This window comes from Alteriqipengyuania flavescens (assembly GCF_030406725.1).
Lineage (GTDB): Bacteria > Pseudomonadota > Alphaproteobacteria > Sphingomonadales > Sphingomonadaceae > Alteriqipengyuania_B > Alteriqipengyuania_B flavescens.
In genome coordinates this window covers 2,340,109-2,354,083 of the sequence record NZ_CP129107.1, presented here as the reverse complement: position 1 = coordinate 2,354,083, position 13,975 = coordinate 2,340,109, and the positions used below count along the sequence as shown (strand labels likewise).

Here is a 13,975-nt window from a genome sequence, read left to right as displayed (position 1 = left end):
AGATCGTCAAGCACAGCCCACATTGCTACCTACAGCGCGGCGATCTCCGCAAGGACCTTTTCCGCATGTTCCTGTCGGCAAATCAAAAGGTCGGGCATGTAGGGATCCGCCTGGTTGTAGACGAGCGGGCTGCCATTGATGCGCGAGCAATGCAGGCCAAACGCCTGAGCAACCGCGACCGGGGCGCAGCTGTCCCATTCGAACTGGCCGCCCGAATGGAGGTAGATGTCCGCCTCCCCGCGCACGATAGCCATCGCCTTCGCGCCCGCGCTTCCCATCGGGGCCAGCTCGGCTCCGAGCTTCTCCGCGACGGCGACGGCTTCCGCAGCAGGGCGTGTCCGGCTGACGACCATGCGCAGTTTGTCAGGGGAGGGGGGGACTTCGCCTGCCCGGTCACTGCGGAGCACGAGTCCGGCCCCGGGCAGCGCAACCGCGCCGACCTGCGCCTCTCCGTCGATGGCCAGGCCGACATGCACCGCCCAGTCGCTGCGCGCCTCGCCATACTCGCGCGTGCCGTCGACCGGATCGACGATCCAGACCCGGCTGTGTGAAAGGCGCGCGGAATTGTCCTTCTCCTCCTCAGACAGCAGGCCGTCGTCGGGCCGGGCCGCCCGCATTGCATGGCAAAGGAACTGGTTGGCAGTCTCGTCGCCCGCGTTGCCGAGTGCCTTTCCTTCGAACATCCCGCTTTCGCGGACCTCGATCAAAATCCGGCCTGCGACTTCAGCAAGATGGGCGGCGAGTTCGGCGTCGGTCATCGTGGCCCTGTTCACTTGAGCGGCATCAGCTGCGCGATGATGTGATCGGCAGCCGCCTCGGCGGACATCTCGACCGTGTTCACGACAATGTCGGCATTCTCCGGCGCTTCGTAGGGGCTGTCGATACCGGTGAAGTTCTTGAGCTCGCCGGAGCGCGCCTTCGCGTACAGCCCTTTCACGTCGCGCATCTCGGCAACTTCGAGCGGAGTGTCGACATGGATTTCGATGAATTCGCCTTCCGGCAACATGTCGCGCACCATCTGCCGCTCCGCACGGAACGGCGAAATGAACGCGGTCAGCACGATCAGCCCGGCGTCGGCCATCAGCTTCGCGACCTCGCCAATGCGGCGGATATTCTCGATCCGGTCCGCTTCGGTGAAGCCCAGGTCCTTGTTCAGCCCGTGGCGGATATTGTCGCCATCCAATAGGAAAGTGTGCCGGTTCATCATGTTGAGCCGCTTTTCCACCTTGTTGGCGATGGTCGACTTGCCTGAGCCCGAAAGTCCTGTGAACCAAAGCACCCGCGGCTTCTGGTTCTTGAGGTCGGCGTGGACTTCCCTCCCGATATCGGTCGCCTGCCAGTGCACATTCTGGCTGCGCCGCAGGCTGAAGTTGAGCATTCCGGCCGCGACGGTGGAATTGCTCATCTTGTCGATCAGGATGAATCCGCCGAGCGTCCGGCTGTCGGTGTAGGGTTCGAATACGATCGGGCTGTCGGTCAGAACTTCGGCGACGCCGATCGAATTGAGCTCGAGGGTCTTCGCCGCGAGGTGGTCCATCGTGTTGACGTTGACCTCGTATTTCGGCTGCTGGACCGTCGCGCTGACGGTCTGCGTGCCAAGCTTTAGCCAATAGGACCGGCCCACGTGCAGCGCCTCGTCGCTGAGCCAGGTCAGGGTCGCTTCGAAACCGTCCGCCACCTGGGGTGGATTGCCGGCAGCGGCGATCACGTTGCCGCGCGAACAATCGATCTCGTCTTCGAAGGTAAGCGTCACGGACTGACCCGCTATCGCCTCGTCGAGATCGCCTTCGTAGGCAACGATGGACTTCACGGTGGTGGTCTTTCCGGACGGAAGAACGCGCACGGCATCGCCCGGCTTCACGCTGCCGGTCGCGATCAGCCCGGCAAAGCCCCGGAAGTCGAGGTTGGGGCGATTGACCCACTGCACCGGCATCCGGAACGGCTTCTGCGCATCGACAGCAGAGCGTACCTCCACCGTCTCGAGATGCTCGACCAGGCTTGGCCCACCGTACCATGGCGTGTTGGCACTGGGTGCGGACGTGATGTTATCGCCCTTGAACCCGGAGATCGGGATGGCGGTGAAGTCTTCGATCCCGATGGATGAGGCGAATTCGCGATAGTCAGAGACGATCTTGTCGAAGGTTTCCTGACCGTATTCGACCAAATCCATCTTGTTCACCGCCAGCACGATGTTGCGGATGCCGAGCAGGTGGCAAAGGTAGGAATGCCGCCGCGTCTGGACCAGCACGCCCTTGCGCGCATCCACCAGGATGACGGCAAGATCGGCGGTGGATGCGCCGGTGACCATGTTGCGTGTGTATTGCTCATGCCCCGGGCAATCGGCGACGATGAATTTGCGTTTCTCCGTGTTGAAGAACCGGTAGGCGACGTCGATCGTGATGCCTTGTTCGCGCTCGGCCGCCAGCCCGTCGACAAGCAGGGCAAAGTCAAGCTCCTGCCCCTGCGTCCCGACCTTCCTTGAATCACTCGACAGCGCGTCGAGCTGGTCTTCGAAGATCATCTTGCTGTCATAGAGCAGGCGGCCGATCAGGGTCGACTTGCCATCATCCACGCTGCCGCAGGTGATGAAACGCAGCATGGTCTTGTGCTGGTGCGTTTCCAGGTAGGCATCGATATCTTCGGCAATCAGCGCGTCGGTCTCGTAGCTCGTGCCGGTCATCAGAAATACCCCTGCTGCTTCTTGACTTCCATGCCGGCGCCGCCCGCATCCTTGTCTATGACGCGGCCCTGCCGCTCGCTGGTGGTGGTGAGCAGCGTCTCCTGAATCACTTCGGATAGTGTCGATGCCTCGCTTTCCACCGCTCCGGTCAGCGGGAAACAGCCGAGCGTACGGAAGCGGATCGAGCGTTCGGTAATCTCCGGCGTCTTGCCCATCACCTCGGTCAGGCGCTCGATATCGTCGGCCATGAACAGGCCGCCCTCATATTCGAAGGTCGGTCGCTTCGCCGCGAAATACAGCGGCACGATCTCGATATTCTCGATCTGGATGTACTGCCACACGTCGAGTTCGGTCCAGTTGCTGATCGGGAAGACGCGAATGCTCTCGCCCTTGCGCTTCTTGGCGTTGTAGAGGTTCCACAGTTCCGGGCGCTGGTTCTTCGGATCCCACCCGTGGCTGGCCGTGCGAAATGAGAAAACGCGTTCCTTCGCACGGCTCTTTTCCTCGTCGCGCCGGGCACCGCCGAACGCCGCGTCGAAGCCATACTTGTCCAGCGCCTGCTTCAGCCCCTCCGTCTTCCACATGTCGGTATGGAGCGGGCCATGGTCGAACGGGTTGATCCCGCGCTCCACCGCTTCGGCGTTGCGATAGACCAGGAGGTCCATGCCGATCTCGCGCGCCATTTTGTCGCGCAGCTCGTACATCGCCTTGAACTTCCACGTCGTGTCGACATGGAGGAGCGGGAAGGGCGGCGGCGCGGGATAGAAGGCCTTGCGCGCCAGATGCAGCATCACCGCGCTGTCCTTGCCCACGGAATACAACATGACGGGCTTGTCCGCCTCCGCCGCGACTTCGCGGATGATATGGATCGCCTCGGCCTCTAGCCGCTGGATATGGGTGAGCGCTTTGCTGTCGGTCATGGGGCGGCCAAGTGGCATAAAGCGTCGCGCTCTGGACCTCCCAAATGGGAGGGTGTAAGAGGGCGAATGCATATCCCTACACTTGGCGAGGCCGAACTCCTTGTCCCATTGCATGAGGGGGTTTTCGAACAGCCCCTGTGGAGCACATTCCTGCGCCGCTTGCAGCGCGAAACGCGGGCGGAGACGGCCACCTTCGCACTGCTTCCGGAAGGTAGCGAAGCACTTGTCCTGGGCGGAAAGGAGCTTAAGCCGACTTACCGGCCTACCGAAGGCTTGCGTGACGGCAGGGCATATGCGGGGCCGGAAGTCGGCCTTGCAGAGGACGTCCGGATTGTCGGATGGAAGCAGGACGACGCCTTGTCTTGCGAGCTTGTGGTACGGGGAAGCGCGCTAGCTTCCAGCGCTCCTGCCCTTCTCGGCGCATTGGTACCGCACCTCAAATCGGCCGTCCGGGTTTTCGCAGCACTCGAACAGGAACGCGGCCGGACCTCGGTGAAGGAAGAGGCGCTGCGGCGCATGAACTTCGGCTGGATCCTGCTCGACGCGAAATGCCGGATCGTCGAGCATGACGAGCAGGCAGGGGAGAACCTGGCACGATCCGGCTTGTTGCGGCGCGGTCCGTACGACCGGTTGATGCCGGCTTCTGCCGAAGCGGACCGGAAACTGACCAGGCACGTGGCAGCCTGCGCTGCCGACCCCGACGCCCGGCCGCGCACCATCAATCTTTCTCGTGACCCTTGGGTAGATATTCTCGTTTCGCCATACCGCGTCGAAGCGCTCACCGCCGGGAAAGATGCTGTGGCTGCCGTCTATCTTCGCGGCGACCGGACATCCTCGGCGGATCGACACGACCAGCTGGTCGAGGTGTTCCAGCTCACACGCAGCGAAGCCCGACTGGCGTGGTCGATGGCGCAAGGCCTTTCGATCGCCGAGGCTGCAGCCGAGCACGGGCTGACGGTCGAAACCGCGCGCAATTATTCCAAGAAGATTTACGCAAAGACGGGCGCACGCGGGCAAGCCGATCTTGTCCGCCACGTTCTGACGAGTGTCCTGGCGATGGCTTGAAGAGGGGGTGGTGGACGCACTAGGGTTCGAACCTAGGACCCGCTGATTAAGAGTCGGGTAAAAACTGAATTCGTCCTTTTACCCCGGATTACGTAGCATCTCCCTAACTCCCTGAGATAGAGTGCTAAGTCCCTTCCTGTCGGTACGTTGGTTTCCTGTGTCATACCTCCAATCTCGTTTTGGGGTGGTTGCTATGTGGTTGCTATTTTGATTGTCGGCTAACCCAATTCTTGGCATCAGCTGCTTTCGCACAGGAGGGAGCGCTCTATGCCGCGGATCACGAAGTCATTGGTCGAATCATTGCCGATTCCGGTTGGGCAACCTCAGTACGTATGGGACGAAAAGGTGTCGGGCTTCGGCATCAAGGTCCTGCCGAGCGGCAAGCGCAAATACGTGTTAAAGTACCGTACGCATGGAGGCCGAGCGGGCAGGCAACGCCTTCTCGGCCTTGGCATACATGGGCCAGTGACCGCGGAGCAGGCGAGGTCGCTGGCTATGAAAAAGCTGGCCGCTGTTGCCAATGGCGAAGATCCGCAGGCAGCTCGCCAAGCCTTAGGATCAGCGCCGACCCTTTCTGATGTGTGGCGTCGATACGAGCGTGATCACCTCGGGCTGAAAAAACCGTCCACCAGGCGCAACTACCAAACCATTTGGAACGACCGGCTGATGCCAGCCTTCGGCAGTCACAAGCTCGAGGACATCCGCCGCGGCGATATCGATACTTTTCACAAGAGGCTGGCCAGCACGCCCTATCAGGCCAACCGCATCCTAGCATTGATGTCCAAACTTATGAATCTGGCGGAAGAGTGGGAGTTGCGGGAAGGCACCAATCCATGCCGCCACATAAGCAAATTCCGGGAGCAACCGCGCCAACGGTTCCTCAGTGTTGATGAGATAGCTGCTGTGCGGGATGCAGCCTCCCGTCTCCTTGAGCGGAGCGAAATCACGGCACATGCTGTTAGCATCCTGGATTTGCTTTTGCTTACTGGAGCCCGGTCAGGCGAGCTAGCGAGCGCCAAGTGGGAGTGGGTGGACTGGGATGCGCAGATCATAGCGCTCCCAGAGAGCAAGACAGGCGCCAAAACAATCTATCTATCGAAAGCGGCTATCGTGGTGCTTCGTGACCAGCATGAAAGGTCCAAAGGCCAGATATACATTTATCCAGGCCGTTCGGCGGGAAAGCATATCCAGAATCTGCGCAAGCCGTGGGCACGCATTTGTACGGAAGCTGGGCTTGAAGGTGTTCGTGTACACGACCTGAGGCACACGGCCGCAAGCCTGGCCCTGGGCTCTGGTACGAGCCTTGCTATCGTCGGGCGGCTGCTCGGCCATACCCAGGTGCAGACTACCTTGAGGTATGCTCATCTCGATAAGGATCCGGCATTGCGAGCTGCCGATTTGATTGGTGAGCAGGTGCGGCGCCATAGTGGGGAAGGGGCAAGTTCGGAAACAAGGGAAAGCGGGTAATCGCGACCGATGATCGATGAGCTCTCGTCGCGTCGGGAAGGCGGAGTTGCGCGTTTGCGCTGCAAGAGGAGCGATGGAAGATCCTCTTGCCAGTTATGACATACGGAGCGTTGTAAGGTGCCCCGCAAAAGGGGTAGCTGATGAAAGTTTTGAGTGGGCCAGCGCTAGCCGAGTGCATTGCAAAAGTTTGCCGTGGCCCCGGGCCACATCAGCTTGCGGTAGCCTTTTGGGGGCCGTTGATGCCTTCCACATTGTTTCCTGGCGGCTTCAACGGCGTGGAAGTGATCCTGGATGTTGCCATGGGCGGCACATCAAAGGACTCGCTGGTTGACTTGGGTGACCGAGGACATTGGCCTCATGGACCGTCTGCTGAGTTGCGTGGTCAAGCATGGCAGCGCGCATCGTCGAGCCGAAGTCGTAACCATGTCCAAAAAGGGTAAAAGGATTGTGGTCGGCAGCTCTGCGGCAGCCGCTCTCCTTGACAATCTTGAGCGTCTCGAAGAGGTGACGGTGGCGCTCATTACCGTGTCGATGGTAGCCAAACTGCCGGCGATGATCGCTGATTATCATGTCTGGAGTATTGGCCTTCGGGGGAGCGATGAGACCGTCATTGCCCTTGCGGATCGCCTGGCAGAGAGCGACGATCGTCGTATCTTGCTGGCTGGGGCGTTGCGCGAGCGCGCACCACAGCTTGCCGCCGATGTTGCCGCCAGGCTCCCGGAAAGACATCCGGCGCGCGCGTGGGCTGAAGGGCAGGATATCACCATCGAGCGTTCAATGCTGATTGACCTTGGCGACGCTGCTAGCGTCAAGGAAGCCTATTTCTGGATGAAGAAGCCCAGCGAACAAGCGGCGTGAGCCAAACGCAATTCCAGACTTCGGATAGAACTTCAGGATCGGGCGTCGCATTGGCACCGGGCATTGAGTCATGGCCATAGATGGCAACGCGGCCACAGGGCCTGTGATCAAGGCGACGCTGCCGTAAATGAATTTTCTGGCCCTGCCTCTGTAAGGGAAAGGCCGCACGTCATCAGCAGCAGCCCTTGCAACGACCTAAGCGAACGGCAGCTTTTGGGATGGGAGGGTGGTCGAGATTTAGGGCGCTTTGCTGCCCTTCTGCTTCTGGGCCGGAAGCGGTTAGTCCGCTCGCGGGTGCCGCGACAGCGAAAGCCGACGATCCGCAAACGACCTCAATCCCGGTCATTGAAGGTTCGCCGCCGTCTCCCTGAAAGCGGACATCATAGCCTTGCGGGCGGAAGCGTCATTCCAGAGGAACTTTGGTGGGCGGAATTCGTAAGTGTTTGTCACCCTTGAAAATCCGGAGGTCTTGCCATGCAAAATCAGCTGAAATTAAAGCCGCTCGATGAGCAAGTCATCGTCATTACCGGTGCGACGTCCGGCCATGGCCTATGCACTGCACAGATGGCCGCAAGCCGAGGTGCCACGGTCATGCTCGCTGCCCGTGATGAGAGCGCACTCAAGCAGGTGTGCGCTGATATTCGCAGCGAAGGCGGAACGGTGGATTATGTCGTCACCGATGTTTCGGCTGAAGAGGATATGCAGCGGCTGGCCGATAAGACGATCGAGCAATTCGGTGGCTTTGACAGCTGGGTGAACAACGCCGGCATAGGCGTCTACGCCCAGGTTCTGGACCTCGAAATGGAGGATCACCGCAAGATCTTCGATACCAACTACTGGGGCGTCGTATATGGTTCGGTGATCGCGGCGCGCCATTTCAAGGACAGACCGGGCGGGGGCGCGCTCATCAATGTCGGCTCGATAAATTCGGATATGCCGGGGCCGATTCTCGCATCCTACAACGCGTCGAAGCACGCCGTGAAAGGTTTTACCGATTCATTTCGGATCGAGCTGCAAATGAATGGCGAACCCGTTTCGGTTACGCTGATCCAGCCCAGCGCCATTGGCACACCTTTTCCGCAGCATGCCCGCAACACCACAGGCTTCAAGGCGCGCCTACCGGAGCCGGTGTACGCCCCAAAAGTGGTGGCACGCGCGATACTCGACGCCGCCCAACATACACGCCGGGACGTAGTCGTCGGCGGTGCCGGCAAGTTCCAGATCTTCGGTTCGGCAGCCTTTCCTCGCCTGTTTGACAGGATCGCCGCGACAATGGCTGACAAGCTGATCGACAGAGAGAAACCGATACCCGAGCAACAAGGCAATCTCTACGAACCACAAGGCAATGATGGGGATGTCGAAGGCCAACAGCATGGCAGGCATTTCACCGTTACCACCGCCGCTGGCCGGCACCCCTGGGCAACCGCCGGAACGTTGGCTGCTGTGATTGCCGCGGGCGTATGGGCAGTAAGGAGTACGAAAGCGAGAGCATAGTGCTCCGCCGTATCGAAGTAGGCGAAGGCGGGTATTAGGAGCGCTGTACCAATTGTACGCCCGATCAAGCCACGCCTTGAGCTAACTGCGGACTGTCGGCTTGCCACCCCAAGTCGGTCAATCATTGCACTCTGGTATTTAGCTAAAAGCGGCCGACCGAAATCTTCAGCCGGCCGCTTGGGAAATCAGATCTCCGTCCGCTCTGCCAGCAATAAGGCGTCCTCCACATCTACGCCGAGATATCGAACCGTGTTTTCGATCTTGGTGTGACCGAGCAGGATTTGAATTGCCCGGATGTTGCCAGTGGCCCGGTAGATCATCGCAGCTTTGGTCCGCCGCAGTGAGTGCGTGCCGTACTCGGCCTTGCGCAGGCCAATGGCCGTCACCCATTCATCGACCAGGCGGGCATATTGGCGCGTGCTCATGTGGCTATGATGATCAATGCGGCTCGGAAACAGATATTCATGCGTCGAACCTCCTCGGCGCTCGAGCCAAGCGATCAACGTCGCACGGACATCCGCGGTAAGCTCGAACTGGACAGGGCGATTGGTCTTTTGCTGGATCACGATCGCTCGGTGCCGAACTTCGGCGCCGGCCACCACATCACCGATCTTGATCTTCACCAGGTCGCAGCCGCGCAGCTTGCTGTCGATTGCGAGGTCGAAGAGCGCCTTGTCCCGCAGCCGCCCTTCGCGATCTAGGTGAAAGCGGATTGCCCAAATCTGCTTCTGCGTCAGCGGTCGCTTGGTGCCGACGTTCTTGCCGGCGTTCCATGCCGGGCGAGCCTGAATGGCGGTGTCAAATCGAGAGTATCCCATGGTTCATCTCCTCGGCCGTGATTGGCCGATGAGAGAACGCCGAGTATGGATGCTTCTGGGCCGATTTGCGAAAGTCGGCTTTTGGTAAACAGGCCTGCACAAACCGACACTGAGTTTTGTGAAATTCTGCTCGCAGCTGTGGAAATTCGCGCTTCCTTCGTTTCTTAAGCAGCGAAACGTCTCCACGGCGGCTCCGCTGTCTGTCGCCTCCCCCCCCCCTTGCTGCGCGGACGCTTGTCGAAACTGTAAAGGCCCCTATGAAATCTAGCTGTTTTACGGCGCTGTCGCTGGTCGCATATGCCGTGCCCGGCGTGGTAATGGCTCAGGATGGTCCTGCCGATCACGACGATAGTGGCGAGGCCATCGTGGTCACCGCCACGCGGCAACCGCTATCGGTTGAACGCGTTGCAGGGTCGGTGATCGTACTCGACGAACGGGCGCTGGAGAGCGCGCAAGGCTTTGTCGGCGCAGAAGATCTCGCCGTGCTTTTGCCAGGTGTCGAAGCCGCGGTGGCGAATGGTACGCAAGTAGCTTTCCAGATCCGCGGCATTGGTGCTGTCGATCACCAGGCGCTGACGCCCACAGCGGCAGCAGTCTATGCCGACGGCGTGTTCCTCGCGACCAATGTCCAGACCGGCGCATTGCTCTACGATCTCGAACGGGTCGAGGTCCTCAAGGGCCCCCAGGGCACACTTTACGGTCGCAACGCGTCGGCAGGCGCGCTCAACCTCATCAGCCGCCGTCCTGATGCCGAGCACGCCAGCTATATCCGCCTCGGCTATGGAAGTTTCGACCGCTTCGACGTGGACGCCGCGATCGGCGGGCGCGTTGGCGAAGGCATCCATGCCCGCCTCGCGACCACATTTGTCAGCCGCTCCCCCGTATTCGAAAATGTAGCGGGACCGGCCGAAGCAGGCGGCGCGGCCGAGGAGTTCGGCGTCCGTCTCTCGACCCTCCTGGACCGGGGGGCGGCCAGCCTTCTCCTGCGGGGACATTTCGAACAGGACAGCGGCATCAATCCGATGCCGCGCAACAGCGCGCTATCGCTTGATCGGCATCAGATTGAATCGGCTGGCGACGGCATTCAGGACAGCGACAATTTCTTCTATGGTGCCTCTGCCGAATACGAAATGCATCTGGGCGACTGGGACCTATTTTCGCTCACCGCCTTCGAGGGTTATCGGCAGAACTACGGCTTCGATTTCGATGGAACCGCAGCGCCCTTCGGCATGCCTTCACTCAACGCCAACCTATCCTACGCGCGCGACTTCGCCCAATTCTCGAATGAGGTGCGCGTCAGCCGCCGGTTCGAAAGCGGCTCGGCCCTGCTGGGGCTGACCGCCGCGATCGAGGACTTCGGCCAGCGTTACACCATCTGGTGCGGCGATCTCGACCGGCAGACGCTCGTGGGTTCATGCGATTATGTCGGAGCCCCGGGCCGGGTCGGTCCGGTTCCGGCCAGCAGCGCGCCGGTTTCCACGCTGGTGACCGATATCGAGCAGGAGCGCGTGTCGCTTGCAGCCTTCACCTACAACGAGGTCGAGCTGATAGACCGGCTCAGTCTGACCGCAGGCCTGCGTTTGACGCATGAAGTCATCGAGGGCGAGGGGCAGGGCCTTCATGTCTTCCGCGACAGTGTGATCGACTTCAACAATCGCGACGGTCTGGGGCCGGCACGCGGAGCCAACAGGATCGACACCACCCGCGTCACGGGCAACGCCTCCTTGAGCTATGCGCTCGAGGCGGCGAACCTCTATCTGGCGCTGTCAAACGGATACAAGTCGGGTGGCTTCAACGGCGAAGTGGCAAACAACGCCCTTCATTATGCCGACGAAGGTCTCTTCGCCGCCGAGACGGTGACCACGCTGGAAGCGGGCGTGAAAGGGAAGGCTTGGGGCAGCGTAACTTATGCCTTGGCGGCGTTCGCGAACGATTACGACGATCCTCAAGCCCGGATCTTCGTCGAATTCGCGATTCCGGACGGTTCGAGCATCGTCTCAAATTCGCTTTCCAACCTCGATGCTGCCGTTTCGTACGGGATCGAGGCGCAGCTCGGCTGGAGGCCGGTGCAAGGCATGGAACTGGACCTGGCGGGCGTGTGGAACCACACCAGCATTCGTCAGGACAGCGCTATTGGCGGAAACGCTGAACTCCACGACGGAAATCCCCTGCCCTTCGCGCCAAAATTCTCCGCCAACGCCCGCGTGCGCTACGAAACGCGGCTGGGTGCTGACAGCCGCATCGCGCTTGGCGCGAATGCCAACTTCCGAAGCCGCTTCTATCTCGACCCCGCTGGTCTGCAGGAGCGCAGCCAGGCCGATGTGCTCACACTGGCAGCCAATGCGAGCCTCTATCTTGACAAATCGGGGCTGGAAATCGCCCTTTGGGGGCGGAATTTGACCAATCGCGACTACGCCGTCTCGGGCTATGGGTTCATCGGGTACAATACCTTCAGGTCCGAACCACGAGCTATCGGGGCCGCAACTTCCTATCGGTTCTAACCTCAAACCCATTCAGCTTGCTAAAATACTGAAGGACCGCACGTGGCGTCGCAGCCTGTTCGTTCTTAGACATCGGATACCGAGGGACTCAGGTTTCATCTAGCCCAAGCCATTACTCAACCCTCCGCGGCACACCTTTTTCGCCAAGCTCGCAGACCAAGTCATTTGATCGGCGGAATCGCAATGTGCCTGACGGCTCTTTGTATCGAAGCGAGCCGAGGCACTTCAATGCTGGCAAAGCGTAATCCCCCGTCAGATCAAGCATAGCGTCCGGATACCGAAATGACTGAGTTGAGGCGCGTAGATGCAATGTAGCCTCGCCTGAACCAACGACAGCTTTCGGGCGATAACCGCGACCACGCGAATGACCGGGATGGGGCGCTTTGCTGCCATGCTGCGATCCTGACATGGACGAGTAATAGTCTGCTTCGCGGTAGCTTTCGAGAATGATCCGCCAAGTCGCCGCACAAAATTGTTGGCGGTGTTTCCGGGTCTTCTGGGCGGGCGCCTCATGCACTGAAGAAGGCCATGCTTCGTTAGCCAAAGGGCAATGCAAAAGAGGTCTGCGGCCTAAAGCATGAATTGCTCTCGCGCCTGCTCATTGCTAGTATATGAAACCTAGCTCGCATCATGGCGCAGCCTACATACTGCCCATGAGACTCGCGTAAGGGTCATCCTTGTGCGGCCTGGCTTCCGTAATTGAAGGAGCCTGTGCATTGGCTGACACCGACTACCCATGTGTAATCTATCAGCGTCTCCGACCGGGCTCCGCTGAGGCAAGTGCTTATGCTCAGGACACAATTTGGCCCCTTGCTGAGGCGCTGGTGTCACAGGAGCAATACACGCTGGCGGGACTATACGGGGACTCTGAGTTTGCGCCGGCCTTCTGTGGATCGAGCGAAATACGTCCTGGGTTTCAGGCGGCAGTGGAGCGCGCGCTTGATTTAAAGCGGCAGCATGGGAATTGCACCCTCATCATCGGTAACGCTAGAGCCATCGGCGACGGCGATCCCTTCCTCCCACCCTACACAGGGCCGCTTGGCCGTGACGGCGTGCACGTGCGCCTGGTAAACTTTTACCTGCGCCTCCACGCGCGCTCTACCTCTCTCGCCTCAGCATGGAGGCTTTTCGAGGAGCACATGCGGTGTGAGCGAGAAGAGGCAAGGGGTGCTGGCCCGGTGGAGTTGCCGGCCACATGCAAACATGTGGAACTGCATGTCCGCCACGATCAGGCACACTGTCTTGCACGGCTTTATCTTGCTAACCCTGGACCGGGAGTAACGACTTTGGAGTGGCGCCAATTGTTTGAGCGGGCGCAGGTTCCTGGCCCATCGATGGAAGCCACGCCGTGGCAAGAGCTCACGGTCCCGGCCGGACATGGAGCATACCTGGACACTGCCTTTCAAGCTGAGCAGCCTTGGATACGACAGATCAGGGTGCGTCATCAGCAAAACGGACGGAAGCTGACAGGTGTGGCGCATGTTATGCCGCACCACCTGCAGAGTTCTCGGCTCGACCTGGTATGGGAGGAGAGGGCCTGAGCGATTGCGCAAGGCAATCTGGGCGCTAGCACCCCACGGCGCCGGTGCCCTTAAACCTCAGAGCCAACCAGGACCAATGGGGCGCTCGAAGGAACTGCCTGGTACATGCCCTTTACCGCGGCGCGCTGGAGGGTGGGGAGGGGGAGGGACGAACATGGCATACCATACTTTTCGCCACCTTGCCCTGCGTTGCGCCAAAGTGCGCTAACCCTTGAGTAGGGGAGAGTCAGGGCGCCGGTATGGGTCAGCCCACCGGTAAACCTTGTTTTTCTTCTTCAGTTTGGCCTCAATCAACTGGCCAGGCCCAGCCTCGTGCAGGAAGCCCAAGTAGAGGTCCGGGTGGATATCGTTAGCCTTGGCTAGCTCCATTTCCATTGAAAAGCGGCTGCGTCTCTTCCGGGCGTCGTCGCTTTCATCAGCTTGTGCAAATAAGCGACAAACCCATTGGGCGCCCTCATCGTCGCCGCCCTTCACATCCCACCGCGTCCCGTCACGCTTCTTCACATACTCCCTGAGTGGGTCCATTTCGCCGGCTTCCAACAGCGCGCAGTAGTATCCATACGCCTCACGCTTGAGGACGTTTTGGGCTCGCTTTCTATTTATCATAGACGTGTCCACCCGGGACTCACGC

At 60.1% G+C, this 13,975-nt stretch carries 10 protein-coding genes; 5 read left to right on the top strand and 5 right to left on the bottom strand.

What is annotated here, in order from left to right; translation table 11 throughout:
• Window positions 1-29: 29 nt before the first annotated feature.
• The 3 genes from QQW98_RS12020 to cysD are packed head-to-tail and all read right to left on the bottom strand — an operon-like array spanning window position 30 to window position 3,600.
• Complete coding sequence (locus QQW98_RS12020) at window positions 30-758, bottom strand: 3'(2'),5'-bisphosphate nucleotidase CysQ (RefSeq protein WP_290135175.1); 729 nt, start codon at window positions 756-758, stop codon at window positions 30-32.
• Between the two features lie 11 nt (window positions 759-769).
• Window positions 770-2,680 (bottom strand): sulfate adenylyltransferase subunit CysN, encoded by a 1,911-nt coding sequence (cysN, locus tag QQW98_RS12015; RefSeq protein WP_290135174.1) that lies wholly within the window; start codon window positions 2,678-2,680, stop codon window positions 770-772.
• Window positions 2,680-3,600, bottom strand: coding sequence for a sulfate adenylyltransferase subunit CysD (gene cysD, locus QQW98_RS12010; RefSeq protein WP_290135173.1), 921 nt, complete (start codon window positions 3,598-3,600; stop codon window positions 2,680-2,682). The genes cysN and cysD overlap by 1 nt, the downstream gene beginning before the upstream one ends.
• Here cysD and QQW98_RS12005 point away from each other — a divergent pair.
• The 4 genes from QQW98_RS12005 (at window position 3,574) to QQW98_RS11990 (ending at window position 8,484) form a co-directional block, all read left to right on the top strand.
• Window positions 3,574-4,665, top strand: a complete 1,092-nt coding sequence (locus tag QQW98_RS12005) for a helix-turn-helix transcriptional regulator (protein ID WP_290137061.1) — start codon at window positions 3,574-3,576, stop codon at window positions 4,663-4,665. The two genes, cysD and QQW98_RS12005, sit on opposite strands and share 27 nt — an antisense overlap.
• 267 nt (window positions 4,666-4,932) lie before the next feature.
• Window positions 4,933-6,132, top strand: a complete 1,200-nt coding sequence (locus QQW98_RS12000) for a tyrosine-type recombinase/integrase (protein WP_290135171.1) — start codon at window positions 4,933-4,935, stop codon at window positions 6,130-6,132.
• A 357-nt stretch (window positions 6,133-6,489) separates the two neighbouring features.
• The gene (locus tag QQW98_RS11995) at window positions 6,490-6,990 is read left to right on the top strand and encodes a hypothetical protein (protein ID WP_290135170.1); all 501 of its coding nucleotides are present in this window, start codon (window positions 6,490-6,492) and stop codon (window positions 6,988-6,990) included.
• 474 nt (window positions 6,991-7,464) lie between these two features.
• Window positions 7,465-8,484, top strand: coding sequence for an SDR family oxidoreductase (locus QQW98_RS11990; RefSeq protein WP_290135169.1), 1,020 nt, complete (start codon window positions 7,465-7,467; stop codon window positions 8,482-8,484).
• Between the two features lie 185 nt (window positions 8,485-8,669).
• Here the strand turns inward: QQW98_RS11990 and QQW98_RS11985 are convergent, their stop codons facing one another.
• Entirely contained in the window at window positions 8,670-9,302 is a 633-nt protein-coding gene (locus tag QQW98_RS11985; protein WP_290135168.1) for a tyrosine-type recombinase/integrase, read from the bottom strand.
• 257 nt (window positions 9,303-9,559) lie between these two features.
• On the opposite strand from QQW98_RS11985, the gene QQW98_RS11980 reads away from it, so the two are divergent.
• The gene (locus QQW98_RS11980; RefSeq protein ID WP_290135167.1) at window positions 9,560-11,803 is read left to right on the top strand and encodes a TonB-dependent receptor; all 2,244 of its coding nucleotides are present in this window, start codon (window positions 9,560-9,562) and stop codon (window positions 11,801-11,803) included.
• 1,745 nt (window positions 11,804-13,548) lie between these two features.
• Here QQW98_RS11980 and QQW98_RS11975 read toward each other — a convergent pair.
• The gene (locus QQW98_RS11975; RefSeq protein ID WP_290135166.1) at window positions 13,549-13,950 is read right to left on the bottom strand and encodes a hypothetical protein; all 402 of its coding nucleotides are present in this window, start codon (window positions 13,948-13,950) and stop codon (window positions 13,549-13,551) included.
• Window positions 13,951-13,975: the final 25 nt, after the last annotated feature.

Bases quoted from the DNA above. Each gene is read 5' to 3' on its own strand.
- QQW98_RS12020 (WP_290135175.1), bottom strand. From the start codon at position 758: ATGACCGACGCCGAACTCGCCGCCCATCTTGCTGAAGTCGCAGGCCGG.
- cysN (WP_290135174.1), bottom strand. From the start codon at position 2,680: ATGACCGGCACGAGCTACGAGACCGACGCGCTGATTGCCGAAGATATC.
- QQW98_RS12005 (WP_290137061.1), top strand. From the start codon at position 3,574: ATGGGTGAGCGCTTTGCTGTCGGTCATGGGGCGGCCAAGTGGCATAAA.
- cysD (WP_290135173.1), bottom strand. From the start codon at position 3,600: ATGACCGACAGCAAAGCGCTCACCCATATCCAGCGGCTAGAGGCCGAG.
- QQW98_RS12000 (WP_290135171.1), top strand. From the start codon at position 4,933: ATGCCGCGGATCACGAAGTCATTGGTCGAATCATTGCCGATTCCGGTT.
- QQW98_RS11995 (WP_290135170.1), top strand. From the start codon at position 6,490: ATGGACCGTCTGCTGAGTTGCGTGGTCAAGCATGGCAGCGCGCATCGT.
- QQW98_RS11990 (WP_290135169.1), top strand. From the start codon at position 7,465: ATGCAAAATCAGCTGAAATTAAAGCCGCTCGATGAGCAAGTCATCGTC.
- QQW98_RS11985 (WP_290135168.1), bottom strand. From the start codon at position 9,302: ATGGGATACTCTCGATTTGACACCGCCATTCAGGCTCGCCCGGCATGG.
- QQW98_RS11980 (WP_290135167.1), top strand. From the start codon at position 9,560: ATGAAATCTAGCTGTTTTACGGCGCTGTCGCTGGTCGCATATGCCGTG.
- QQW98_RS11975 (WP_290135166.1), bottom strand. From the start codon at position 13,950: ATGATAAATAGAAAGCGAGCCCAAAACGTCCTCAAGCGTGAGGCGTAT.